Raw genomic sequence first — 25,966 nt, 5'->3', positions numbered from 1 at the left:
TAATCGGTCAATTATGAGAAATTTCGCTCAATTATGCTAATAATTCGCGCAATTATAATAGAAATCGGCTTGATTATTTGAATTCTATGCCTTATATCGGCCTAATAGAGGGAATTACCTCTTGAAAACTGGCAAACTAGTTAGAATTCAATAAAAAATAGCATCCGGAACATTATTTAGCCAGCAACGGGGGCATCGCACGTTAAGCCACTCTTACGCAGCAAACGAAAAACCGGTGAAGGAAACATCTCGGTTTCCTCCACCGGTCCATTCATACGAAATACATTAATTCGCTGCAGCTTTTCTGCTCTTTGCGGATCTGAACAGATTGGATGCTGTATAAATGATTAAGGCAATCCAGATAAACAGGAATGATATACCTTGAATCAGGGTGAATGTTTCATCGTAGATCACGACAGCCATCACTAGCATGAGGGTTGGAGCTAAATACTGTAAAAATCCAATCATCGTATAACTGATTCGTTTCGTTCCTTCGGCAAACAGCAATAACGGAATTGCGGTTACAATCCCCGCTCCCATAAGAACTAAATCAACTTGGGTACTGTATGATAAAAAGGAATGCTCAGCAAAGAATAACAGATAAATGAGTGCGAATGGTGCAATGATCATCGTTTCGAGTGTTAAGCCTGTCCACGGATTGATTTGAACCATTTTCTTAATGAGTCCATATAATCCGAAGGTCATTGCCATGCATATAGCAGGCCACGGGATTGAGCCCTGGCTCCATGTCAGAATGATTACGCCAATTGCCGCAGATAATACAGCTATCTTTTCGCCATTGCTCAGCCTTTCCTTTAGGAAGATGGTTGCCAGTATGACATTGACGATTGGATTGATATAATAGCCCATGCTGGCGGATAAGATATTATTGCTATTGACTGAAAAAATAAAGATAAACCAGTTGGCTGAGATTAATAGGGTTGCCAGGGTGATTGCTAACGTCAATTTAGGCTGTTTAAGGATGGTGGTGATTTCCCCAAAAACATCCTTTGACTTTCCGAAACAAAAGACGAGCAGCACCATAAACACAAAGGACCATAAAATACGGTGTGCCAGGATTTCCAAATCAGATACATCACCGGCTAATTTCCAATAGACCGGTAGGCATCCCCATAAAAAATAAGCTCCGCCACCAGCTAAAATGCCGAGCTTTTTCTCTTTTGCTTGATTCTCCATGCTTACACTTCTTTCTACTATAACATTCATTTATATCAACCTATTATACTGCTGAACAGTTGAAACGAAAATATTAATTGTGATAGTTATCATTATAGTTTTACCTAAAGGAAGATGAACCTGGCAATCACAACAGGTTCATCTTCCTTCGTTCTGTATCTTACAGCCTTGGGTCGACCGGGTCTGATTCGAGAGAGAGTGTGCCAAGGACACATTCATGTACGCGCTGCAGGGAATCTCCGTTGACAAAGCGGCGAATGCCTTCAACTCCCAGAACAAATTCACGTAACGCCAACTTTTGTTTTTTGGAGGTGTTTCTATTTTTCAAGCGTGCTAGATTAGCGGGGGATAAATAATCCATCCCATAAATAATCGATAAATATTTTCTGCCTCTTACTTTAATAGCGGGCTGCAACAGCTTGCCTCGTTCTTTAGCGATAAAAGTTTCAGGCTTGATGACAATGCCTTCGTGTCCTTCCTCAGTCATTTCCCTCCACCATTCTATGACATCTTGCTCGCTCGCCTCGCTATCGATTACTTTATATTCAGTTTCAATAAAGAATTTGGATAGAGCGGCTAATTCAAGATTCATGTGCATATGCCATACGAAATAATAAACTAATAATACCATTTTAAGCCATGGAAGGTTACATATTATTTTTGGCTCAAAGAGGGGTTTGGCAATGAAGGATCGAATAAATGAAGTGGACTTACTGCCAGAAAGGAATCTGCAAGAATAGGACTGAGATACTATAAAGAATACAGAGTAACGTTGATTTAGGGGGCTGGGAATTTTGATTACACTCTATATAACCAGGCATGGAGAAACAGTTTGGAATACGGAGAAAAGAATGCAGGGAAGATTAGATTCACCTTTAACAGTAAAAGGTGTACAAAATGCGATTTCACTGAGCAAAGGACTGCAGGATATTGATTTAACAGCTATTTATTCAAGCCCGAGTGGCAGAGCAGCAGATACAGCAGCTTATATTAAGGGTAATCGGGATATTCCGCTAGTCTTTGATGAAAATTTACAGGAAATCAATATGGGAGAATGGGAGGGAGAAACACAGGGAGCCATTAGGGCTACCTATCCGGACGAGTTTGATGCTTTCTGGAACAATCCTCATTTATATAAGCCTGTAAAAGGGGAAACGTTTGATGAGGTGAAAGAACGAGCGATGAACGCATTGAATCGGATTCAGCAAGAATATAAAACAGGCAATATCCTGATTGTTACTCACTCCGTTGTCATAAAATGCTTCTATTCTATTTTCAAAAACGCCTCTATTGAAAGCCTATGGGATCCTCCTTTTATCCATGATACGAGTCTTACTGTTGTAAAGATAGAGGAAGATGGTTTTAACATCGTCCTGGAAGGGGATTTATCACATAGACAGATTATTATATAGGATGTCTATATCAGAAGAGGAAAGGTAGGTTGATTGAATTTATCATTTATTTGTTTTAATAGAGTTTATTTTCGACCAATCTATGATTACTGCCATCATAATACCCAGTGTATACCGCAATAGATCTATCCACAGAAATCCCTTACCGAGGATTAAAGCCCCGATGGTTGTGTTTCGTATTTGGTTGATCCATGCTGCTTGATATAACTGGCTGAATTCAATCCCGAAGCTGAATAGGACGCTGAACCAAAAAGCAGTAAATGGTTTCTTTTGAACGAAAAGAAATCGAAACCCAAAATAGACCATCATTGCCTATAAAGCATCTCCGGCATGCTGAGCTACAAAAGGATGCAGGATCGAACTATATATACGGGAAGCTAATCCGAGAATGATACATAGAGTAATGGCTGCTAAATAAAAGAATCTATTTATATGGTTGGTTGGATTCATATTCATTCACTCATTTACTATTTTTTATAACGGCAAATTTTAATCTATAAGAATATAAACATCTATCAAGTAATTTTTGAAATATTCTTGATATAATTAAAGTAACAAAGGATTATCATGCTTTGCAACACAGAAACTACTAAGAGATATGAGGGATGGCCTATGAAATTAATATGCTTTGGTGATAGTTTAACTAGGGGAGTATCCTATGTTAAGGGTCGTTTGAGAATTTTAAGAAATAATTATCCTGCCTATTTACAAAAGCTTATGTCAGAGGATAAATTGAATCCAGAGATTAGCCGGGCAGAAGTGATCAATAAGGGAGTATTCAATGATAACTCTGATTTACTTTTATCCAGACTTGAAAAGGATGTTATTCAAGAAGAACCGACCTACGTGATTATTGGGATTGGCGGGAATGATTGTGACTTTGTTTGGAAGGAAGTAGCGGCTAAACCGAATGACGAGCATCAGCCAAAAGTGCCTCTATCACGGTATGCCAATAATTTAAAAGAGCTTATTACCAAATTAAAATCAAATGGAATTACACCGGTTTTAACCACGCTGCCTCCATTGGATCCGGCTCGCTATTATCAGACAATTTCCACGCGTTTCGGTACAGAAGTGAGTCAATGGATATGCAAGGTGGGGGGAATAGCCTACTGGCACAGTAAGTATAATCGAACCGTAAAAAATATAGCAGAAGAAATGGATGTATTCCTGATTGATGTAAGGAATGCGCTGAAAAACAGAGGTCAGTTAAAGGATTTAATTAGTGAAGATGGCATTCATCTGACCGAAAAAGGCTATAAGGTTATGGCGGCTGAGATTTATGATAACTTAGGTAAGCTAGCCCCGCAAAAAGTACTGCAGGAACAATAATTTTGGTTATTATGAAGAATTCGAGAGCGGAACAAGGTGATTATAATAGCCGCAGATGAAAAGTTATAATCGTATAATTAAAAGGAGACCTCTCAATCGAAAGGTCTCCTTTAATTATATTACTCAGCTGAAATTAATTCTAGTTTACGCAGTCTTTCTGCAACCTCTTCCTCAGTTAGGTTATGCTCTACAACATAACGATTGCGAGGATGTACACGACATTCATCCGTGCAGCTGCGCATATATTTATGCTCATTTTCTTCACTGCAAAGAATTTGATCGTTACATTCAGGGTTTGCACAATTAACGTAGCGTTCACACGGTTCACCATCGAAGTGATCTCTTCCGACGATCACATGTTCTACTTGGTTAATTGGAACAGCGATTCTTTCATCGAATACATACATTTGTCCATCCCATAATTGACCTTGTACTTCCGGATCTTTCCCATATGTGGCAATCCCGCCATGGAGCTGACCGACATCTTTAAATCCTTCTCTTACTAACCAACCGGAAAATTTCTCACAACGGATTCCGCCTGTACAATAGGTTAGGACGCGTTTTCCTTCAAACATTTCTTTATTATCACGAACCCATTGAGGAAGCTCGCGGAACGTTTCAATGTCCGGCTTGATGGCGCCGCGGAAATGTCCAAGTTCATATTCATAGTCATTACGCGCATCTAAAACAATTGTGTTTTCATCCTGTAAGCCCTCGAAAAATTCTTTTGGGCTCAAATACTGTCCAGTTAATTCGTTCGGATTAATATCATCTTCTAAAGATAAATGAACAAGCTCAGGGCGTGGTCTCACATGCATTTTTTTAAACGCATGACCGTCCGCTTCATCTATTTTAAATACAATCCCTTCGAATTGAGGATCGTTCTTCATCTTATCCATATAAGCATTTGTTTGTTCCACAGTACCGGAAACCGTACCATTAATTCCTTCTTTGGCCACAAGTATACGGCCTTTCAGTTCAATCCCCTTACAAAATGCAAGGTGTTCTGCCGCGAATGCAGCTGGATCTTCAATTGGAGTATAAAAATAATAAAGCAAAACTCTGTATGGTTTGTTTTCTGTCATGGTTCTTACCACCTATTTTTTAATATTTGCAAGATACGTATTCAAAAGGTGATTTTTAGATACTTTTCTTACACATCAAAACATTATAACAATTGTTAGTAAAATGTGCTAATTAAACAACTTATTTCCTCTGGAAAATAAAGAGATAGGTGGTTAGTGCATAAAAAAACACCAATTCTTCTATTGAAAAGAATTGGTGTTGAATAGAGTTCTTTAATCCGGGAAAACAACGATTGTTCTGCCGCGTGCTTCACCTTTTAGAAGGACAGGAAATACATTTGGCAGTTCTTCGAGCTTTACTTCTTGCTGGATATGATTCTCATACTGATTGAGCTTTAAATCCGTAGCTAAACGTTCCCAAATTTGTTGGCGTGTATTCATCGGGCATTGTACAGAATCAATGCCTAATAAATTAATCCCTCTTAATATAAATGGGAATACGGAGGAGGGAATCTTCGTGCCAGCCGTCAGTCCGCTGGCAGCAACAGAACCGCCATATTTAATTTGGCTTAAAAGAGATGCTAAAGGTTCCCCGCCAACAGGGTCAACTCCAGCGGCCCAACGCTGTTTCCCTAAGGCGCGAACCTTACCGTTGTATACTTCATCCCTTGAGATCACATTCGCAGCACCGATGGATTTTAAGTACTCAGCTTCCTCTAATTTTCCTGTGCTGGCTTCAACGGTAAATCCGAGTTTTGCTAAGAAGGAGACCGCGAAACTGCCAACGCCTCCTGTAGCTCCAGTAACAATCACAGGACCTCGATCAGGAGTTACCTTATTTTCCTCCAAACGCTGGACGGATAAAGCGGCGGTAAATCCAGCTGTACCAATGATCATTGCTTCTTTTAGAGTGAGCCCTTTTGGCAATGAGACAACCCAATCAGCAGGAATATAAGCATATTCCGCATATCCTCCATCACGGGATACACCGATTTCGTAGCTTGTGGCAATTACCTCATCTCCTTCCTTAAAGCGAGTGTCAGTCGATAAAATAATCGTGCCTGCTAGGTCGATGCCTGGTACCATTGGGTAGGAAGTCACAATATTTCCATTCGGAATTGTAGCTAGGCAATCCTTATAATTTACACCTGAATATTTTACTTTTATGAGAACTTCGCCATCTTGTGGGGTATGTAACGGTTTTTGTATGAATTTGATTGCTGTTTGTTCATCCTGTTTATCTACGATTAACGCTTTATAGCTTTGTTCCATTATTCTTACCAGCTCCTTTTCTTCACTATATACCATTATATAATGAACGTTGAACCGTCTTTGTAAAAGTGATTTTTGATGATTTGTTTTATTTACCATCGCTTTAATAGGTATAATCTTGCAAAAGAGTTTCAAAAAAATCATGATTTGAAGAAAAATTTAAAAATAATTGAGGTAATCGTTTGCACTTCAGTCCAGAACCTGTTATTATTAGGTAGAATTATTTTTGTTTGATGTGGTTGAAAGTTGAACAATTATTGTCGTCTTACGATCGAAAAGCAAGGATAGTAATACAATTGTGTGTTAGCACACTAGGAGGCAACAAAAAATGGAACATGGTAAAGTAAAATGGTTTAACGCAGAAAAAGGTTTCGGATTTATCGAGCGCGAAGGTGGAGACGATGTATTCGTACACTTCTCAGCTATCCAAGGTGAAGGTTTCAAAACACTTGACGAAGGTCAAGAAGTTACTTTTGAAGTAGAACAAGGTCAACGTGGACCACAAGCTACTAACGTTCAAAAAAACTAATCTGATCGACACATAAATAAAACAGATCCTGGTTACAGGATCTGTTTTTCTTTTGTTTAAGCTTTGTTGAATGATTCATTTGGTTTAAATCCTCGATTGTTGGATTTTTATATTTAGATTTCAGAGCGATACTTATTTGCCTATTAGATTCTAATATTGCAAATTCAACTTCTCTTACAGAAAAAACACTTTTTTGCCGTAACATGCTCAATATTTGATTTAGATCCAACCTTGCTTTTTTGGCTGCTTTATAATCAATTATTCCATTTCTAATGAATAGAACTGGCTTCCTCTGAATGAAAAATCTAATCTTTGTAAACTTAAGCGTGGCATACTCTAAAATAATCATTAAAAAAGTCCATATTCCAATTGCATATAGATATTTTAAAATACTTACATTATTTTCATAGATGATATGTCCTAAAAAATCATCGAGCAACAGAATAAAAATAAAATGAAATGGGGTTAATTGGGAAATGGAGGTTCTTCCAGTTAAAATGAGTATGATGTTTAGAGATATAAATCCAACCATTACTTTCATTGCTATTAAGCCTAAACTTATCCAATCCACGTTTCTATCCTCCAAAATTCTCACAGTACAGTAGTGTTTATCTTCTCATTATGCTTAAAAAAAGCATCGAATATGCGCTATTACCTGTAATTGCTAACCCAAAATGGTTCTTACGCTATTTTGGTGAAGTCTCCTAAGTTACGAATAATGGCATTATCCATTACTCATAATATAAAAGTAGAACATTATACAGCTGAGAGAATTAGTGTAACAGGTGTGAAATGTAAACCATATTAAAACGGGTAGATAGAACTGGGAGATTCAGCAATAGTTTTCGGGGGATTAATCCATGAGGGTTTAATGCCTTATTATATCGAACTTCTTTTGTGTTGGTATAGGATAGTTTAGTGGAAGAAACAAAAATGCCCTGCTCAAGGCGAAGAGAGCAAGGCAATTGAAACAGTAAAGCATAAAATAGTATAACAGTTTTAAAGGTTGACTAGATTATAGCATATAATTAAAATCGTGGCTAATATATTTCTCCTGTTAATTTTAGTAAATTCATTTTTATCATGTACGTTGCTAAATAAGTACTAGTTTTCTATAATTAAATGGATATATATGGAGGTGGATTATACTGAGACCTAAGCTTACTAGAAATAGTAGTGTCCAAAGTTTTAGAGAATTTTATTGGCTGAAGGAAGAGTTACAATCATTTTGCAGAGAAAATCGACTTGCTGTTTCAGGCTCAAAGATAGAAATCTCCAATCGAATCGAAGCCTTTCTTGAAACAGGAGAAATAAAAAAGCCGATTAGAAAAGTAAGGGCCTATGTGAAACCACAAACACCCGTAAAAATCTTAAGCCTCGATACAATCATCAAAGAAAATCACCGTTGCAGTCAAGAAGTAAGAGCATTTTTCAAACGGTTATTCCTACCTTTCATTTTACTACCCACATCCAGGAATATTTTAAAAATCATGTCGGGAAAACTTACCGTGAGGCGGTGAATGCCTGGTATGAGGAAGAAAAACGAAAAAAAGATTCATCCTATACGAAAAAAATCCCCCCGCAATTTGAATACAATCAATTCATCCGTGACTATTTTGCTGACCCGAACAATCAAGGGAAGCAGCACAAAGATGCGCTAGAAGCCTGGAAGAAGATCAAGCAGCTTCCTGACAGCAATCGCTATTCATCTAACCGAGTGTGAAGAATTCCCAAGATTCAAAATAGTTCTTCGCCTATCAAACGCAATAGGCATGAAAAAAGGAGGTTGCATGAAACGATTTAGTTTGTTTTTTACTTTCCTAATTGTCGTTATCAGCATTTTTAGCGCTTGCTCAACGAACACACCTCTAGAACTGGTCAGTGCAGAAGCAGAGATTGTGAATGATAAAAACAAAACGGGATCCACTATTCTGCAAGAAGGTGAGAACGCAGGAAAAGAAGTGGTGCCTACATCCCTGTATTACACATTTGTGATTAAAAATGTAGGAAATAAAAAGATTGGAGACGTAAGTAAAGGAGTAGGCTTGGAGGCTAGGATTGAACCTGCCGAAAAATTAGTAACTGCTTCTAATGAAGTGATGGGCTTTAATATTTTTGAACCGGAAGATTATGATGGTTCAGGCATGGGTTTCGGCTATTCCTATGCTGGTATTCTTGAAGAAAATGAAACAGGAGAATTCACCATCTATTATGATTTAGGCGTTGAAGAAAAAACAGAGGAAGTTCTTCCAGTACCTTCAATAGACAAGATAGAACATTTAAAAGAGAACGCAATGGAGGCAACTTTAATTGTATCCTTGGGCAAAGAAGAAATAACTCGTTTTGATTTGAGTAAAAAGAACTAGTAGCTGTCTTGGTAGTGTTTAGTTAGTAATAGCTTTATAAAATGATCCCGCAAAGAAAAACATAAAGGCCCGGTTTATAAACCGAGCTAATTTTTAGATGATTGCCCTGACAGTTTATCCAATTTACTTTCAATTCGATCTAGCTGTTCCTTCCGTTTTTTTGAAGAACGAAAGAAAGATACAATTATAACAATAAAAAAGACAACAACTAAAATTGAGATTAACTGAAAAATGATGTCACCGATGTTCAACATAAAATCCACCTCACTTTAGAATATTATACCATTTTTGATGTGGGTACTTTCCACTTGAATCTATTAAGTTAAGAGTAAATAAATCGTTTATCACCTATGTATGTGTGTTGCCCTCTGAAGTTTTATATAAAATTTTTGTAATATTATGAACTCTTAAAGGGGGTGAAATATTCTTGGTAGCTGAAATGACTTATCAGGTCCGTGTGGCTGATTTTGAACAAGGCAGGAAATGGTATGAAGTATTTTTGAACAGGACACCAGATCTTGAGCCGCATGCTGATTTTGCAGAGTGGGAGATAATTCCCGGGGGCTGGCTGCAAGTCGCTAAAGGGACACCGGCAGAAGGAAGTGGTCCGCTTCGGCTTGAGGTTACATCTATAGAAAAAGAAAGACAAAGAATGATGGAAGAGCTGCATATTGATTTTTTTGAAATCTACTCCCGTGAAGGAGTACCAGTTAAATGGGCCACATTTACAGATCCATGGGGAAATCGTTTAGGCTTCTTTGAAAATATGAACGAAGAGATGTAGCAACCTAAATACAATTAGATAAGAGGCAAAAATATGGAGTATTTATTAAGAAAACGTACCGAAGAGGATATAGAGGACTTTTTATCATGGACGTACGATAATTCAATTCAGCAAGAAAAGATAGATAGCTTTAGGCAAAGTGTGCAAAAAGAACGGGAATTATCGGTAGTAAATGAATGGGGTGAACTTGTAGGTAACTGCGAGTTTTTTGATGTAAGCGATGAGGATGAAGCGGAGATACTGGCAGTTGGAATTCAGATGAAGCCATCTATGACTGGAAAAGGACATGGCCCTGCTTTCTTCCATGCCATTGTGGAGCAAGGGAGATCCCTTTTTCACTATGACCATTTAGAGTTGTCCGTAGTGGACTTTAATCACCGGGCCATTAAAGTGTATGAAAGAGAAGGATTTCAACAAGTGGGAGAATTCATGAATGACATAAGAGGAGAATCATATCGATTTATCATTATGGCGAAGGATTGGTAATGACCAGATTGATTACAGGGAGGATGGCATGAAAAATAAGTTAATAAGAGTTGGTACATTTTATATTCCTGTAAAGGATGTTAAAGAGTCTTCAGCATGGTATGTAGATAAGCTTGGAGCAGAATTAAGCTATAAAGATGAGGATAAATCGATTATTAATCTTGCAAATCAAAGTTTTTTCCTTGTTCATGCACCAGATGGCGAAAGTTCTAATTTTATAGACAAGCATGGAAGTGAACGTTTTTCGATTACCTTTGAAGTAGATGGATTGGAAAAGTTAACAGAGCTTCATATGGAATTAACGGAGAAGAATGTAAGGGTAGGTGACATTGAAGATCGAGGGCACCCAGGAAGGAATTTTGTTTTTTATGATTTAGATGGTCATATATTTGATGTCTGGAGTGAATTAAGTCCAAGATTTAAGGACAACTATTCGCTGTAAGTCGTTATCTTTCATATGTTTTACATAAAGTTGGTTAGATTGATTGTGTATCACAAAAAATGAATATGAGGAGTATGTTTATGTTTACATTTCCAAAGCCAGATGTAGAACAATTGCTGCGAACTGTTTCTATGATTGATTTTGCTGTCAGCCCCGATGAAAAACAGATTATCATCAGTACCAATATAAGTGGAAAATATAATCTTTGGGCGATGAATATGCCTAATGCCTTTCCATATCGGCTGACCTTCAATGATCAGCCATCTGAGTATTTACTGTATGACCCAAAAGGAAGATTTGTTATAGCTGGCTTTGATCATGACGGTGATGAGAATACTCAATTTTATGCCATGCCGACATATGGCGGTGCCTTGAAGGAGCTAGTTTTTCAAGAGAATACACGTAATTTTCATCCGTTCCTATCGAAGGACGGCGAGCGATTATACTATACATCTACCAAGGAAAATCCGTCCTTCCTCAGTAGCTATTGCTTACAATTAAACACGGGGGAAGAGACAAAAGTATTGGATGGGAATGGAGGCATTACAATCCTGGCGGAAGTGAGTGAGGATGAATCGGTTATTCTCTATACTAAACAATTTTCTAATACTAATTCTCTATATTATGTGAAAAAAGCGGATGAACATATCCTGCTGACTCCGCCAACTGATACGGAGCATACCGTTAGTGAAGCTGTTTTCGTTTCGGATCAAGAGGTCTATTTAATCACGGATTATGATGCGGATTTTTCTTATTTAGCAAGCTTTAATTTGGAAACCAGGGAGTTTACTAAGCTTAAAGAATTACCGCAGGAGAGCTTCACCAATCTTACATACGATCAGAAAAACAAAATAGTCTATATTACTGCTGAAAAAGGAGTGCGGGATTATTTATACGCCTATCGTATTGATAATCAAGCATGGGTAAAATTGAACCCTCCATGTGACCTCCTAACGAAAAAGGTTGTCTCTAATTCTGGTTCCCTTTATTTGCTCGGAAAGAGTTCAAACACACTTGCGAATATATTTAAACAGATTGGTGAGGATGAATGGGTCACAATTACTGACAATACCCTAGCTGGTGTTCAGAAGGAGGATATAGTAGAGCCCGAGATTATTACGTATTCATCTTTTGACGGTCTCCAAATTGAAGCGCTTTTATATAAAGCAAAACCTGAAAATGATAACGGAGAGACTCTTTTATGGGTTCATGGGGGACCGCAGTCTGCAGTACGGAAAGGTTTTAATCCATTCTTTCAATATGCCTTAGATAATGGATATAGTGTTTTTACTCCTAACTTCCGTGGTTCCACTGGATATGGATTACCATTCACCAAAATGGTGGAGCGTGCCTGGGGTGCAGGAGCCCGATTGGATATTATTGCTGGTCTCGATTGGCTGATTGACCGTGGATATACGAAGAAAGGCGATATCTTGCTGATCGGAGGCAGTTACGGTGGATATATGTCATTGCTTTTACATGGACGCCATGCTGATTACTTTAAGGCTGTGGTAGATATTTTTGGGCCATCCAATTTATTTTCCTTTGTTTATTCAGTGCCGGAAGATTGGAAACCAATCATGGATGCTTGGGTAGGTCACCCCGAAAAAGATCGCGAGAAATTGATAGAATACTCACCTATTACCTATATTGAGCAGATGATAAAGCCGATGCTTGTTATCCAAGGTGCCAATGATCCAAGAGTTGTAAAGGCCGAATCAGACCAAATTGTGGAGACTCTTAAGGAACAGGGGAGAGATATCTCCTATATGGTCATGGAGGATGAAGGACATGGATTTTCTAAAAAGGAGAATGAAATCGTTGTGTATCGCAGGGTTTTAGCTTTTTTTGAAGAGCATCGTCTTGTGGAAGTAAAATCCTAGCCTAGATTTTCTCAAACGGCGAAAAGTAATGTATTGCAGTTTGTGGCGTTTTCCTTATGAAGAAAATGAATTGAGATTTTCGAGTGGAGGGACTAACGTGAAGCGTTCTAAAGTAAAAGAATGTCCTCAATGTGGTGAGAAAGAGCTGGGGATCGGGAAATATACCGGATATGGAGTCATGTACCCCAAAAATAAAGTGAGTATAGGTTCAGAGATTGAATACATGTTTTGCACCGAATGTGGATTTATCATCGAAGGCTATGTAAAAAAGCCGGAGAAATTTAAAGAAACACTTTACTGAGAAAGATGACTAAAAAGAAAAGAATTAGCTGAATAAAGTGTTGACCCTATTCAACGCTTAAACCCAGGGAACATAAACTTACTGATATCAAAAATGCTTGGAATTATATGATCCAAGCATTTTTTGTCTGGTTTCAACAAATAGGGACATTTCATGAGGTACCAGAAATATAAGTTTGTTTTTATATAGGGAAGATAGCCTTAGGGCGATCTTGTTTCCAATCTTCAACTGTAGGCAATGTATCGCCAAATTGTGTTTCCCAGTGTTCGAAGGATTGCCATGTTTTTGGACGTAAGGGTAATTCTTTGTGCCACGGGCGTGGCTCCAAAATATTTAATTCAGGAATGTATTTATCCATATCCGTATATAACTCAATGACATGCTTATCGGGATCTAGATGGTAAGACGCGATATTGTGACCAGCTGTATGGCGGCTGGGTCCCCAAATTGTTGGTATATTGTGTTTCATTAAAATATCAGAGCTGTCATATTGATGAGCGGGATTGCGTAATTGAAAGGCAATATGATGCATGTACGATTTTTTACCTTGAATGATATTAATCGTATGATGATCTTCATTACATGTTAAAAAGTTGGCTAAATCAAGTATACGGTCGGTTTTGTAAAAACCTAAAATATGGTGGTAGAAGTCCACCGTTTTCTTCGCATCTTTTACGCTGATTGATAAGTGGCCCAATTTAGTAGGAATAATACCGGATGTTGCGTATCCGGGAGCGCTGTAGTCTATACTATGATATAAAAAAATGCGGTTTCCATCCGGATCATGCAACTGCAATTGTTCAGGTATTCCAACTTGTCTATCATGGACAAGCTCACTTACGATTCCTTCTTCTTCTAAAAGGGATTGAACGTATTCTAATGATACTTCAGGATTTACTTGCCATCCGATTCCTTCCATGAAACTTTCGTTACTTGGTTGAATGACAATATTATGATGTTCTGCACCTGTACTGATATAGGCAACTCCGTCTCCTCCGCGTTCTACAAGCTTACATCCGAGAACAGTGATATAGTAATCGACCATGGCCTCAACATCTTTCGAAAAAAACGTCACAAACCCTAACCGGAAAACTGGAATCATGTGGACGCCCCTTTACTTTACAGCAGCTGCCTGTATTATTTTATTTTCTTGTACACCTAAATCAATGGAACCATCCGTGCTTTTTATTTCGAGAAGCATGATATCTCCAGATTTTAAATAACCATTGTTTTGTTGAGTTTCAATAAAATGGTCAATTTTATCCTGATGTGAAATTGTATTATCATAAATATGGTTGATGATTTCAGAATTTAAACGAAGACATACTCCACCTGGGGTACCTGTTAAAATTAAATCACCAGTTTTTAAATTAAAAATCTCTGACATCTCAGTCAGTGTTTCCGTCGGTTTAAATAATAATTGATCAGTTAAAACCCTTTGACGTGTTTCACCATTTATTTGTAAATGTAATTCCAATTGATTCAAGTAAGGAAATTCATCTTCATCGAGTAAATAAATATATGGTCCCACCGGACAAAAACCACGATAACTTTTTCCTTTGAACCATTGCTGTTCCAGAATTTGAACATCACGCGCCGAAATATCATTGGCAATCACTATTCCAGCAATATAATGGACTAAATTATTTTCTGTAATTTGGATGGGCTCAGTAATGTCAGTTTTAATAATTAATCCCAGTTCGATTTCATAATCCAATAGTTGAACATGAGTTGGGCAAATAATATCAGCAGCGGCAGATGTTAAGGTACTGGATGCCTTTGTGAACAATAAGTTATATGGTGGCTTTTGCTTAGTAAAACCAGCTTCTTCACGGTGTACGCTATAGTTTGTACCCTGACAAAATATATTTGCATCATCTGTTACGGGTGATAGGATTGTGATTTCATCTGTATAAATAATTGTTCCGGTGTGTTTTGCCCGCTCAATTGCCTCTCGACCGTTAGATAGTAAGTCATGTAAGGTTTCAGCCTCGTGTTCAACAATGCGGATTTGTTCACTGAAAACACCCCAATATGTACGGTCTGATTGTTTGAATCGAAGTAATTTTGTCCCCATATTTTGATAGCCTCCCAGAAAATAATTTGTTTGTTTAAGTGTAGATGATAGAAAAGGCACTTAACTAGAATAAGAATTATTGAAATACATAATGAAATTAAGTAAAAATCATTGAATCAATCTAACTGGGGGAAGAACTTGGCTTACCGTTATCTGATTATGCGACTGGACAAAATACCAAGGTTGGAGGGAATTGGTAATATCGTTTCTCGGAATTCCACATTTACGGAATTACTCGGCAATAAAGTACTATAAAATAAAAATGATCTCATAGAGACTCTCCTTATGAGATCATTTTTATTCTCGAATTAGGTAAATACTTACCGTTAAATAATATGTGTGGTCTTTGAGGTTGCGTTTGATTGTGAGTCTTTTTCTTTGATGAGAGTCGTGACCGCAGACCAAGCAATCGCTAAAAGGAATAGGCCAATAGATGCTAGAAGCAGAGTGAATCGGCCGTTTTCCTGGCCTGTTATATTAAGTAAAAACTGGTACATAAACGAACTGGTAATACCACCTAATCCTTGGGCCGCAGCAGCGAATCCTACAAAGGAAATACCCTTCGCAAGGTTTGACAATTCAGATACTCGGGCGAGTACGCCTGGAATCACAATTCCTAATCCCATTCCTCCAAGAAAACTAGCCATATTGATCATCATTAAAGTGTTTGCATAATAACACCATAAGATACCAACAGCGGTTAGTAAAATTCCAAAGGGAATATTGAAGTTTGGCCAAAGTTGGCGCATGGGACCAAAGAAAAGTCCGACAACCAAGGTACCAAAGGTGAATAAAGAGATGGCAAAACCGGCCTCCGTAGCATTCCCAAGGTTTTCCGCTTGGATGATAATAGAAATATTTGTTACATACCCAAACACCAATGCTGTGAAGATAACTTGGCCAATCGTAAAACCATAAACGGTTTTTGGTGCAGAGAACAGGATCTCTTTAAAGGATGCATTGTGTACTTCTTGTTTTTTAGGCTCAGGCAAATATAAGAAGGTGAGTGCTAAAATCAAGATCGGGAATAAGTAAACTAAAAAGCCAAACTGCCAATTGTACGCATCAGCCAGCATACCTCCGACTACTTGGAAGAAAATCGCTCCGATACATGCAACTGTGGATGTTCCCAAACCAATTAAGAAATCACGATCACGACCATCAAAGAAACTTGTGATAATATCAACCGATAATGGTAATGTAATGCCGACTCCAAGTCCCAATAGTCCACGGAAGGCAATAATTAAAAAGAGATTATCAATGAAAAATGGCATGATACCGCCAATGATGAAAAAGGCTAGTCCTGTAAATAATAATCCTCGTTTTGAGTACTTATTAGCCAGTTTCCCATAAAGCAATGAAGGTATTATTTGAAAAAATCCTGGGATAGTAGCAATTAACATGACTACCGACGGATTGTAGTTTGGGAACGCTTTAATTAAATCGGCCATGATAGATCCTGCAACCCCGGCAGCAACGTCCTGAAATGCAATTAAAACAATTAAAAATTTCAAGAAAGCAGTACTCTTTGCCTTTGCCATTTTTTAATAACCCCCTGTTTTACTATTTCTATACGAAAGTAGGCTCAATACCTATCCTCTTGGCTATAACAACTCATGCGATAATCGCCATGAAGATGAGCAGAACTTCTTACGTGTAGATTACACTCGATATTAGCACAGACAATCGAGGCATAAATCAATGATTTTTAGGGGAAAAAATCATTAATTTTGCAAAAAGATATTTGTTTTTTACTCCATTAAATAACGAAAAATGAATATGGCAAAGAGCATAGATGTGTAAATTAGACTATTTTAGAAAGTATATAAAAATCCGCGTATTTCACTAAAATTTATTGAAAAAAGAAAGCTAATCAATTTCAATTTCACCTAAAATAATTAAAGAGTTTAAGAGTAACATTAACTCAAAGGAATGCTTGGAATTTCTTAAGTCTTTTTGTAGTAGTTCTTCTAACTTTTGAATTCGATAGACTAATCCGCTCATGGATAAATTCAAATCCAGCATGGTTTGTTGCAAATTCCCGTAATTATTTAAAAATGCGTAAAGAGTTTTAAGAAACTCCTCTTTTTTATTTGGCTTTAATGACAAGATGGGCTCTAATTCACGTTGCGCAATTTCGATGATGATAGAGCTATTAGATTGGTTGATGATTGATCCCATCACACTCGTATCTTCGAAATAAATGATATTACTTGCTTTATTGATATTAAGTGATGTAATGGATTGCCGTTTTGCCTCTGGAATATCGTCTATATCATGGATAGCCCGGCTTAATCCAATACGGAATTCATGGTTTTTGAATGTACGATGCAGGTGTTTTAATATATTTCTTAGTATTTCTTGTGTTTCATCAATTTTTGGGAATAAAAACGTCACTTCTTCCTGAAATTCTGTAATAAATATAGGGATTTGATGCATTTCTAAATAAATGGTAAAAGACTGGATTATCTTATTAATCATGATGGAATCTTTAATAGGAATGCCCTTTTTGGTAATGCGTAAGTTTCCAATATAGAAGTCTTCATTTAAATCAATCTGGAGTAAATAACTGCGGTAAATCATATTGCTTTTGGAAGTATATTGCTGTTGTAAAAGTTGCTCGAAAAAATAAGCTTTCATGTTCTCGATTGCTTCTAAGCTCGACTTTTCATTCAGATAACATAGTGATATGGAATTAGCTGCACGCTGTAGAAAATTTATTTCATCTTTGAAGTTATGGTCAGTTGACCGATAAATAAACGAAATATATCCAATAATTTGGTTTTGGACATTGATGGGGCTGATCAGGCGAATATGTTTTTCACAGTTTACTTGAATAGAGTGCATCGGCTCAAGATGCTGCATTAAAATTTTCCCTGAACGTGTTTGGGGCATCTGGCTGGCAAAATCTAATGTTAACTCATTTAATTCTTCTTCAGTAATTCCAATTAAGTGATGGGTATTAAAATTTAAATCCTGAAGGATGACTGGAACGTTTAAATTATCATAGATTGTTTCTAAAATTTGTTCTATTCGCATACCTTGGGCGATTCCAAGGGTTAAGTTGTTATGGAATGAAGATACCTTCTCGGTTAGTTTTTTCTCTTCATACAATTGTTCATATGTCTGGTTTAGTTCATCAATCATACGGGATTGGTGAATTTTTTTAAATTGTGCCTGTGTTGCTTCATCCCAATTCTCAATCATGCGCATTTCAAAGGCACATTCATCATCCCCTCTAGCTTTACATGTGACTTCTACAATATAGATTTCACGTTTGGTTAAGTAGGATGTGTAACCACTTGAATAGCCTGCTAATGTATGGCAAATACAGGTTTGGCTTTTTCCGAAATATTTGGTGTGTTCAGTTACCTCGTAAGAATTGATCCAAACCCCCTTTGCATGCATAAAACGAACCGTATCATCGGGATTCAGCTCTAAAATGCGATTGGAGATTAAATCTGTAATTTGTCCGGAATTGAGATGGTAACCTGATGCGCTATCAAGTTTTTCACGCAAACTTAATGGACGCTGTTCTACTTCTTTGGCATGAGCGACCCCGATATTCCATCCATAACGCTGTAAGAAAATTTTTGCATGCTCCAAACCTAATGTTTCTATTAATTCTTTTCGTAATAGTCCAATCGTATTGGCTGTTGTAAAAAGTTCTTTATCTGCTATATTAGTATAATTTGTTGTCATAAGAATACCTCCTCTAACTAATAAATACTTAATTGAAGCGCTTACAGTATATATTAGCAGATATAATTTTAATTTTATAAAAATTTTGAAAATACTTTATCTAAAATCCATTAGTGCAAAGTGCCTAAAAGATAATCGGTAAATTTGAGGTGATATTTTTCTATATGCCAGATTGAAGGAATGCCAGATTAGGTAGGGGAAAGGCCATGGGATTAGAGGAACTGATACAGATAATACCATTGTATTTTATTTATGATTCGGTAGTTTTTATTGGAAATAAGGTTGAAAATTCAAATAATTTAATCAGACTTTTATGAAAGTAGATTTGATAAATTAAAGATACATTCAGATAAGGAGTTGAACATATGGATACAATTTTAAAAGAAACAGAATTGGATCTTATGACAAAAACGAAAGCGGTTGCAGATGATATTCGCAAACGTGTTAAGGAAACTGAAGAAATTCGCAGAATTCCAGAATCGACTATTAAACAATTAAAAGACAATCAAATTTTCAAAATGCTTCGCCCTAAACGATATGGTGGACTTGAAGTCAGTATTCAAACATACAGCCAGGTTATTGTTGAAATTTCAAAAGCCTGTGCGTCTACAGGATGGATTGCCTCCTTATGCGCAATACGAGAAATGATGGTGGCTGAATCATTTACAGAAAAAGCTCATTTGGAGATTTTCGCAAACGATCCTGAAGATGTATTATTTGCCGGAGTGTATGAGCCACGTTCTTGTGAAGTGAAAAAGGTTGATGGCGGTTACCTCGTTGAAGAAGGACATTGGATGTTTTGTTCGGGATCTTTACATGCAACATGGGGTTATTTTGGCATGTATTTGAAGAACGAACAAGGTGAAATTGAAAAGCAGTTACTAGCAACTCTGCCGTTTAGTGAATTGGAAATAGAAGATGATTGGAATACATTGGGGCTTCGTGGTACTGGTAGTAATGCAGTCCGTATGAAGAATGTTTTTATACCCGATCATCGTTGTACATCCTTTGTAGACATTTTAAATGGAAACTTTCAATCAGAGCATTTACGGGATATCCCATTATATCATTCTGCTTTGTTTCCATGTTTAATTTTATCGCTTGGATTGCCGGGATTAGGGGTCGTAAAAGAGATGCTTGATAAGTTTCATGCTAGTTTGCCGTATCGTACAGCCCAGCATATGGGGGTAAAAATGATTAAGGATGCAGCAAGCACGCATTCATTAATTGCTGAAGCAACTTTAAAAATCGAAACAGCCGAAATTTACTTAATGAATATTGCCAAAAAAATTGATGAATGGGCAGAGAAAAAAACAATTATGCCAAGTGATGAGAGATTAAAAGTACTGGCAGATATCGGCTATAGTAACAAATTAATGAATGAGGCAGTACAACATATTTTAGCAGCAAGTGGATCAGGATTTGTATATGATGCGAGCCCAATGCAGCGATTGATTCGTGATTTTATTACATTGCATTCCCACCGTTCATTGTCGCCGGTTATTACCCAGGAAAATTATGGGCGTCAGCTTGTTGGTCTACAACCTAATGCGGTTCGTTATTAAGTAAATTTTATTGAAAAATAAGCAGTTATTAGTGAACTTTTTATATAGTTTACCAGTACTTAGTTCCTTAATATAAAAAATGAGGGGGATTCTTACTCATGGGACCGCGAATTGCCCAATTAGGTTATGTTGCTCTTGAATCTTCCGATATTGAAAAATCGGTGGATTTTTTTCAAAACATCATTGGTTTAGAGCTGACTGAAAAAGTAGGCGAACAATACTATTTCAGAGCCTGGGGAGATTTTCAGCATCATACATTATCAATCTCACCCGGCATTAAGGGCAAGGTGAAGCATATCAGTTTTCGCACCAAATGTGCAGAAGATGTGGATTCGTTTGCAAGCAGACTGAATCAAAAGGGCTATGAGATTGAATATGTGCAAGCTGGAACGACACCTGGTATTGGCAGAGCGATTCGATTTATGGCAGCTTCCGGGCATAGAATTGAATTGTTTTATGATGTCGTAAAGACAGAGGTAGAAGAACATCGACGTTCTGTGCTCAAGAATCAAACGTATAAAGCATGGGCAAAGGGTATTTCACCAAGGCGTTTCGATCATGTCAATATTCATACAGCTGCGCCGGAGAATACAGCTTATGATTTCTTTATTGAAGAATTAGGATTCCGCATGAATGAATGTATTGAAACCGAGGATGGGAAAATATTGGCGGGTTGGATGAGCGTTACTCCATTGGTGCATGATGTCGCACTTGTTGCTCATGAATCATTGGAAACAACAGCACGCTTCCATCATATCTCCTACTGGTTGGACAGTTCAGGGGATTTAATGCGGGCAGCTGATATTTTAAAAGAACATGACCTGAAATTCATAGGACCAGGTAAACATAGCATTTCGCAGGCTATCTATTTATATGTTATTGATCCGGGAAGTGGATGCAGAGTTGAATTATTTACAGGTGGATACTTAATATTTGAACCTGATTGGGAAACAGTGGTTTGGCGCCCGGAAGAAAGGGCTTTTGGCAATACGTATTGGGGAGATAGCATTACGGGAAATCCGTTAATTGTTCCAACAATTGAAGCATAGGGAGGCATGGGTAAATGGCAATGACAAAAGAGGTAACCATTACATCAAAGCATCTGAAAACAGGTCATTATACAACATGGATAAACGAAGCTGGTAAAGGAAATGCAGAAACCATTTTATTTTTACATGGTTCTGGACCAGGGGTAACATCATTGGCTAACTGGAATTATGCATTACAGGAATGCGCTGATTCTTTCTATTGTTTAGCACCAGATTTATACGGTTTTGCCCAAAGTGATCATCCGGCTGAGCCATTAAAAAATCGCCAAATGTGGATGGATTGTTGGATTGAACAAATCATAGAGTTGCTCGATTATTACGAATTAGAGAAAGTGCATGTTGTTGGAAACTCCTTAGGCTGTTCTATAGCCCTGGAATTGCTGTTGGAGTATCCAGAGCGTTTTGACCGAGTTGTCCTGATGGGGCCGGGTGGTACACCAAATACTAAACTAAGTTTTGAGCTGGCACGTGCTAAAGCATTTTATGATAACCCGTCAAAAAAACGACTTCAACAAATTATGGGCTGGTTTGTCTACGACAAGGAAGCAATGCAGCCAGTCATTGATGGGCTTACGGATTCCCGATATGAAAATGCAATGCGTGAAGAAGTTCGCCGTTCAAACAATTCTATTTTTTCAACGGCTGCTGTCCCAGTCCCAACCGTGGCATTACGCAGAATTAAGAACCAGATCTTACTGGTCCATGGCCGTGATGATCAAGTATGTTCGATTGAGTCAAGTTATTATTTATTAGAGCATCTAAATGATGCCCAACTCCACGTTTTTAGTAAATGTGGGCACTGGACACAAATTGAAAAGAAAAATGAATTCAACAATCTTATTCAGCAATTCTTTAAAGGTATTTTATGAAACTCTTATTAAGCGCTTACAAGATGGATAGGAGTGAATAAAATGAGCGAAGCAACAGACATTGTGGTGGTTGGGGCTGGAAATGCTGCTTTGTGTGCTGCGATTGCGGCAGCAGAAAAAGGAGCCCATGTGACGGTACTTGAAATTTCTTCAGAAGAAGAAAAAGGGGGAAACACGGCTTATACACATGGTTCGATTCGCTTCGCCTACAATGATGGAGCACAGGTTCGATCGCTAATGCCAGAAATGACAGATAAGGACTTCGAAATAACGGAGTTTGGGACATATATAGAAGGAAAATTTTTTGATGACTTGTGCCGGATGTCCAATTATCGCACAGATTACGATTTGGCTTCCATCATGACAAAGAAGAGTTATGAGACTGTACTATGGCTAACAGAGCACCATGTGAAATGGCTTCCGATTTATGGGCGCCAAGCTTATAAAATGAATGGGAAATTCGTGTTTTGGGGCGGCATGGTCATTGAAGCTGTGGGTGGAGGAAAGGGCTTAGTAGATTCTCTGCATAATGAAGCCAAGCGTTTAGGCATAACGATTCATTATAATACAGCAGCGGTCGAGCTTGTCACTGAGAATCGGACGATTGAAGGTGTGATTGTCCGTTCGAATGGAAAAGAGCGCAAAATAGCTTGTCAAGCAGTCGTGCTGGCATCCGGCGGTTTTCATGCCAATGTTGAAATGCGAACAAAGTATTTGGGGGCTGGTTGGGATACTGTCCATACACGCGGCTGTAAATACAATGTTGGTGACGGCCTGCGAATGGCCATGTCATTAGGTGCACGAACAACCGGCAATTGGTCTGCGGCACATGCCGTAAGTGGTGATCGATACTTAGCTGATTATAAAGAAGGGTTTCAAAAATTGAGCTTTCCATTCGGAATTATGGTCAACAAGGATGGCAAGCGTTTTATTGATGAGGCTGCTGATTTTCGCAATTATATTTATGCAAAAGTAGGACGTGAAATTTTAAAACAACCGGGTCAGCATGCATGGCAAGTGTATGACGCTAGAGCTAAACCTTATTTACGTGAAGAATATAATGGTCGTCATGTTTCAAAAGTGGCTGCAAATACACTCGAAGAATTAGCAGAAAAAATGGAAGGCATTGATGCCGATAGTTTTTTGAGAGAGATTGAGAGGTATAATGACTCGATTGATCAGAATATACCATTTAATCCAAACCAGTTAGATGGGAAAAAAACAACAGGCCTTTCTGTTCCTAAATCAAATTGGGCGAATCCAATTGATGAAGCGCCGTTTGAAGCATACGAAGTTACGTGTGGAATTACCTTTACTTACGGCGGTTTGAAGATTAACAAACGAGCGCAAGTGATCCACAATGATTTCACGCCTATTGAAGGCTTATACGCAGCCGGTGAAATAGTAGGGGGATTATACTATGACAATTATCCTGGCGGAGCCGGTTTAACCTCAGGTTCTGTATTTGGAAAAATTGCTGGGGAGAATGCGAGTCTATATAGTACGAAACGAAAAAATAAGATGTCGATTGTGAATAAAATGTAGTTGTAAACAAAGGAGGATTCTTATGACGATTTTACAAAGAAAAGTGAAAACCGGAGATTATGAAACCTATTTTCATGAAGGAGGTTCGGAAAATAAAGAAGTTGTGATATTAATTCATGGTTCCGGACCGGGGGCAAATGCAAAAGCAAATTGGCAATTTGTTTTAGAAGATTATGCGAAAGATTTCCATGTCATTGCACCTGATATAGTTGGCTTTGGAGAAACGGATCATCCTGAAGTATATCCAGAAAACGGAGTACAGTGGATGTCATGGCGTATCAAACAAATTTTAGATTTAATGGATGCTTTAAATATTGAAAAAGCGAATTTAGTCGGCAATTCACTCGGTGGCGTCGTATCCATGTATTTAAATATGCAGGCTCCGGAGCGGTTTAACAAAATCGTATTAATGGGCGCCGGTGTATTGTTAAAGGAGCCGACACCTGAATTACTAAAATTAACAAACTTCCACTTAGATCCGAGTAAAGAGAACTTACGCAATCTATTAAGCTGGTTCGTTTATGATTTAGATAAAATGGAGGATTTCGTGACCCAAGTGGTCGAAGCACGTTTTGAAATGTTCCAGCGTCCAGAAATTTTCCGTTCTTATCGTGAAAACTTTACCAAGTCATCCTTAACCGAAATGCTGATTCCACAAACGGCACTTGAGAGAATGAAAAATGAATTTTTATTAATCCATGGTTACTACGATCGGTTTGTTCCTTTACAAAGCAGCCTTTACGCTTTAGAACACTTACCAAATGCCGAACTGCGCGTATTTAAAAAATGCGGCCACTGGGCCATGATTGAGCAACGTGAGGAGTTTTTACACGCAACCAAACATTTCTTTACAAAGGATAAAACGCAAGTTGAAATTTAAGAATATTCAAAAAGTGGGGGTGAACTTATGAGTGAAACTATCGTAAAAAGAGAAGAAATCAGCGAGGTATTAATCGAAAAGGCGCGTTCGCTGCAAAAGCAATTACGTGATGCAACCCTTGAAATTGATCAAACGAGCAAAATATCAGACGAGATTATTCAGGCGATACGTGAGAACGGATTACTGAAAATCCTTCGACCAAAAATGTTCGGAGGCTTTGAAACAGATATGCGTACGTATTTTGATGTAGTCACAGAAATTAGCCGCGGAAATCCGTCAGCCGGCTGGTTCGTATCGTTAAGCAATATTCGTGATTACATGATTTCATATGCATTTGGGCGCGAAGCTCTGCACGAGATTTTTGGACCGAATCGTGACCAGGATGTCGTTCTAGCCGGGAACTTCAAACCGATTCGTATTGATATTGAAAAGGTCGATGGTGGTTATTTTATCAAAGATGCACAATGGCCATTTGTTTCTGGATCTCCATATGCAGACTGGTTCTACTTTGGGGCACCGGTAGATGATGGGAATGGCGGAGTAGAAATGGCGATTTTAGTCATCCCACGGAGAGATGTAGAAGTAATGGATGACTGGAATGTAGTTGGTTTACGTGGTTCAGGCAGTAATAGTGTAGTAGTCAAGGATGTCTTTATTCCTGACCATCGTGTGTCATTAGATCGACTGGCACAGCAAGGTCACTATATTATTGAAGAATTACAGGGGAATCCATTATATCGAACGCCGTTTGTGCCATCCTTAACCTTGTCTATTGCAGCCCCAGCACTGGGAATTGCCCAAGGTGGATTTGATCTACATAAGGAGCGTGTGTCAAAAGCAAGCATTGGAAATACCTTTTATTCCAAAATGAGCGAGGCTGCCGTGACACATTTACAAATTTCTGAGACTGATATGAAACTGGAATGTGCTCGCATGCTGTTTAATCAAGCTATCAATGATTTAGATGATTATTCAACACGCGGACAGGATTTCACACAAAAGGAAAGTATTCGAATCAAAGCTATGTTTGGATATGCCAACCAGCTCTGCAAAGAAGCTTTTGATCTCATGCTTGCAGGAGCAGGATCTGTATTTGCTTACAATAATAATGTATTCCAAACCTTTTATCGTGATTTTATTTCTATGCATTTACACGGCTTCATTACTCCATCGAGTTTATTAGAGACATATGGACGCACTATGTGTGATTTGGAACCAAATACGTATTTTGCTTGATTGATAAATAGGAG

The 25,966-nt window shown here is 38.0% G+C and carries 26 protein-coding genes and 1 pseudogene; 16 read left to right on the top strand and 11 right to left on the bottom strand.

Annotation, left to right across the window (positions count from 1 at the left end; translation table 11 throughout):
• Nucleotides 1-285 precede the first annotated feature (285 nt).
• Together rarD and AC4G3N_RS03295 are read right to left on the bottom strand one after the other, a co-directional pair.
• Entirely contained in the window at nt 286-1,197 is a 912-nt protein-coding gene (gene rarD / locus AC4G3N_RS03300; protein ID WP_066107787.1) for an EamA family transporter RarD, read from the bottom strand.
• Between the two features lie 160 nt (nt 1,198-1,357).
• The gene (locus AC4G3N_RS03295) at nt 1,358-1,795 is read right to left on the bottom strand and encodes a hypothetical protein (protein WP_491089875.1); all 438 of its coding nucleotides are present in this window, start codon (nt 1,793-1,795) and stop codon (nt 1,358-1,360) included.
• 196 nt (nt 1,796-1,991) lie between these two features.
• Between AC4G3N_RS03295 and AC4G3N_RS03290 the strand changes: the two genes are divergently transcribed.
• The gene (locus tag AC4G3N_RS03290) at nt 1,992-2,609 is read left to right on the top strand and encodes a histidine phosphatase family protein (protein ID WP_491089711.1); all 618 of its coding nucleotides are present in this window, start codon (nt 1,992-1,994) and stop codon (nt 2,607-2,609) included.
• 42 nt (nt 2,610-2,651) lie between these two features.
• On the opposite strand, the gene AC4G3N_RS03285 is transcribed toward AC4G3N_RS03290, so the two are convergent.
• Nucleotides 2,652-2,918 (bottom strand): ribosomal maturation YjgA family protein, encoded by a 267-nt coding sequence (locus tag AC4G3N_RS03285; RefSeq protein WP_306821545.1) that lies wholly within the window; start codon nt 2,916-2,918, stop codon nt 2,652-2,654.
• A gap of 303 nt (nt 2,919-3,221) precedes the next feature.
• On the opposite strand from AC4G3N_RS03285, the gene AC4G3N_RS03280 reads away from it, so the two are divergent.
• Nucleotides 3,222-3,941, top strand: a complete 720-nt coding sequence (locus AC4G3N_RS03280) for an SGNH/GDSL hydrolase family protein (protein WP_066107778.1) — start codon at nt 3,222-3,224, stop codon at nt 3,939-3,941.
• A gap of 119 nt (nt 3,942-4,060) precedes the next feature.
• Here AC4G3N_RS03280 and trhO read toward each other — a convergent pair whose 3' ends face one another.
• Together trhO and AC4G3N_RS03270 are read right to left on the bottom strand one after the other, a co-directional pair.
• Nucleotides 4,061-5,026 carry an oxygen-dependent tRNA uridine(34) hydroxylase TrhO gene (trhO, locus tag AC4G3N_RS03275; RefSeq protein WP_066107775.1) on the bottom strand — a complete coding sequence of 322 codons (966 nt, stop codon included), beginning with the start codon at nt 5,024-5,026 and terminating at the stop codon, nt 4,061-4,063.
• Nucleotides 5,027-5,239: 213 nt separating this feature from the next.
• A complete protein-coding gene (locus AC4G3N_RS03270) occupies nt 5,240-6,238 on the bottom strand; it encodes an acrylyl-CoA reductase family protein (protein ID WP_066107774.1) in 999 nt (332 codons plus the stop codon).
• Between the two features lie 328 nt (nt 6,239-6,566).
• Here AC4G3N_RS03270 and AC4G3N_RS03265 point away from each other — a divergent pair, with 328 nt between their 5' ends.
• Complete coding sequence (locus AC4G3N_RS03265) at nt 6,567-6,767, top strand: cold-shock protein (RefSeq protein ID WP_066107773.1); 201 nt, start codon at nt 6,567-6,569, stop codon at nt 6,765-6,767.
• On the opposite strand, the gene AC4G3N_RS03260 is transcribed toward AC4G3N_RS03265, so the two are convergent.
• A complete protein-coding gene (locus tag AC4G3N_RS03260; protein ID WP_491089709.1) occupies nt 6,748-7,338 on the bottom strand; it encodes a DUF421 domain-containing protein in 591 nt (196 codons plus the stop codon). The genes AC4G3N_RS03265 and AC4G3N_RS03260 overlap by 20 nt on opposite strands.
• Before the next feature lie 577 nt (nt 7,339-7,915).
• Here AC4G3N_RS03260 and AC4G3N_RS03255 point away from each other — a divergent pair.
• Nucleotides 7,916-8,490: pseudogene (locus AC4G3N_RS03255) on the top strand (DUF6434 domain-containing protein).
• Nucleotides 8,491-8,557: 67 nt separating this feature from the next.
• A complete protein-coding gene (locus AC4G3N_RS03250) occupies nt 8,558-9,133 on the top strand; it encodes a hypothetical protein (RefSeq protein ID WP_491089708.1) in 576 nt (191 codons plus the stop codon).
• Between the two features lie 86 nt (nt 9,134-9,219).
• On the opposite strand, the gene AC4G3N_RS03245 is transcribed toward AC4G3N_RS03250, so the two are convergent.
• Nucleotides 9,220-9,387, bottom strand: coding sequence for a DUF4083 domain-containing protein (locus AC4G3N_RS03245; protein ID WP_491089707.1), 168 nt, complete (start codon nt 9,385-9,387; stop codon nt 9,220-9,222).
• 173 nt (nt 9,388-9,560) lie between these two features.
• Here AC4G3N_RS03245 and AC4G3N_RS03240 point away from each other — a divergent pair, with 173 nt between their 5' ends.
• The 5 genes from AC4G3N_RS03240 (at nt 9,561) to AC4G3N_RS03220 (ending at nt 13,029) form a co-directional block, all read left to right on the top strand.
• Complete coding sequence (locus AC4G3N_RS03240; RefSeq protein ID WP_490551282.1) at nt 9,561-9,917, top strand: VOC family protein; 357 nt, start codon at nt 9,561-9,563, stop codon at nt 9,915-9,917.
• Between the two features lie 33 nt (nt 9,918-9,950).
• Nucleotides 9,951-10,403 (top strand): GNAT family N-acetyltransferase, encoded by a 453-nt coding sequence (locus tag AC4G3N_RS03235; protein ID WP_490551283.1) that lies wholly within the window; start codon nt 9,951-9,953, stop codon nt 10,401-10,403.
• Between the two features lie 28 nt (nt 10,404-10,431).
• Nucleotides 10,432-10,845, top strand: a complete 414-nt coding sequence (locus tag AC4G3N_RS03230; protein ID WP_490551284.1) for a VOC family protein — start codon at nt 10,432-10,434, stop codon at nt 10,843-10,845.
• 80 nt (nt 10,846-10,925) lie between these two features.
• Complete coding sequence (locus AC4G3N_RS03225) at nt 10,926-12,728, top strand: S9 family peptidase (protein ID WP_491089706.1); 1,803 nt, start codon at nt 10,926-10,928, stop codon at nt 12,726-12,728.
• Nucleotides 12,729-12,825: 97 nt separating this feature from the next.
• Entirely contained in the window at nt 12,826-13,029 is a 204-nt protein-coding gene (locus AC4G3N_RS03220; RefSeq protein WP_491089705.1) for a transcription initiation factor TFIIIB, read from the top strand.
• A 181-nt stretch (nt 13,030-13,210) separates the two neighbouring features.
• Here the strand turns inward: AC4G3N_RS03220 and AC4G3N_RS03215 are convergent, their stop codons facing one another.
• The 4 genes from AC4G3N_RS03215 to AC4G3N_RS03200 form a co-directional block, all read right to left on the bottom strand.
• The gene (locus tag AC4G3N_RS03215) at nt 13,211-14,131 is read right to left on the bottom strand and encodes a VOC family protein (RefSeq protein ID WP_148629944.1); all 921 of its coding nucleotides are present in this window, start codon (nt 14,129-14,131) and stop codon (nt 13,211-13,213) included.
• A 12-nt stretch (nt 14,132-14,143) separates the two neighbouring features.
• On the bottom strand, nt 14,144-15,106 hold the full coding sequence (locus AC4G3N_RS03210; RefSeq protein ID WP_139891638.1) for a fumarylacetoacetate hydrolase family protein: 963 nt from the start codon (nt 15,104-15,106) through the stop codon (nt 14,144-14,146).
• Between the two features lie 326 nt (nt 15,107-15,432).
• Nucleotides 15,433-16,647, bottom strand: coding sequence for an MFS transporter (locus tag AC4G3N_RS03205; RefSeq protein ID WP_139891640.1), 1,215 nt, complete (start codon nt 16,645-16,647; stop codon nt 15,433-15,435).
• 328 nt (nt 16,648-16,975) lie between these two features.
• Nucleotides 16,976-18,808, bottom strand: a complete 1,833-nt coding sequence (locus AC4G3N_RS03200) for a XylR N-terminal domain-containing protein (protein ID WP_491089704.1) — start codon at nt 18,806-18,808, stop codon at nt 16,976-16,978.
• A gap of 365 nt (nt 18,809-19,173) precedes the next feature.
• On the opposite strand from AC4G3N_RS03200, the gene AC4G3N_RS03195 reads away from it, so the two are divergent.
• From AC4G3N_RS03195 to AC4G3N_RS03170, 6 genes are all read left to right on the top strand, one after another.
• Nucleotides 19,174-20,373 carry an acyl-CoA dehydrogenase family protein gene (locus AC4G3N_RS03195; protein ID WP_148629941.1) on the top strand — a complete coding sequence of 400 codons (1,200 nt, stop codon included), beginning with the start codon at nt 19,174-19,176 and terminating at the stop codon, nt 20,371-20,373.
• 98 nt (nt 20,374-20,471) lie between these two features.
• Nucleotides 20,472-21,422, top strand: coding sequence for a VOC family protein (locus tag AC4G3N_RS03190; RefSeq protein ID WP_148629939.1), 951 nt, complete (start codon nt 20,472-20,474; stop codon nt 21,420-21,422).
• A gap of 14 nt (nt 21,423-21,436) precedes the next feature.
• A complete protein-coding gene (locus AC4G3N_RS03185; protein ID WP_140461638.1) occupies nt 21,437-22,291 on the top strand; it encodes an alpha/beta fold hydrolase in 855 nt (284 codons plus the stop codon).
• Between the two features lie 42 nt (nt 22,292-22,333).
• A complete protein-coding gene (tcuA, locus tag AC4G3N_RS03180) occupies nt 22,334-23,836 on the top strand; it encodes an FAD-dependent tricarballylate dehydrogenase TcuA (protein ID WP_140461637.1) in 1,503 nt (500 codons plus the stop codon).
• Between the two features lie 22 nt (nt 23,837-23,858).
• Complete coding sequence (locus tag AC4G3N_RS03175; protein WP_140461636.1) at nt 23,859-24,716, top strand: alpha/beta fold hydrolase; 858 nt, start codon at nt 23,859-23,861, stop codon at nt 24,714-24,716.
• A 27-nt stretch (nt 24,717-24,743) separates the two neighbouring features.
• Nucleotides 24,744-25,952, top strand: coding sequence for an acyl-CoA dehydrogenase family protein (locus tag AC4G3N_RS03170; protein WP_140461635.1), 1,209 nt, complete (start codon nt 24,744-24,746; stop codon nt 25,950-25,952).
• Nucleotides 25,953-25,966: the final 14 nt, after the last annotated feature.

The sequence above is a fragment of the Bacillus sp. z50 genome (genome assembly GCF_058313585.1).
The sequence above is the reverse complement of the archived record's forward strand: the minus strand, read 5'-3'. Positions and strand labels throughout refer to the sequence as shown.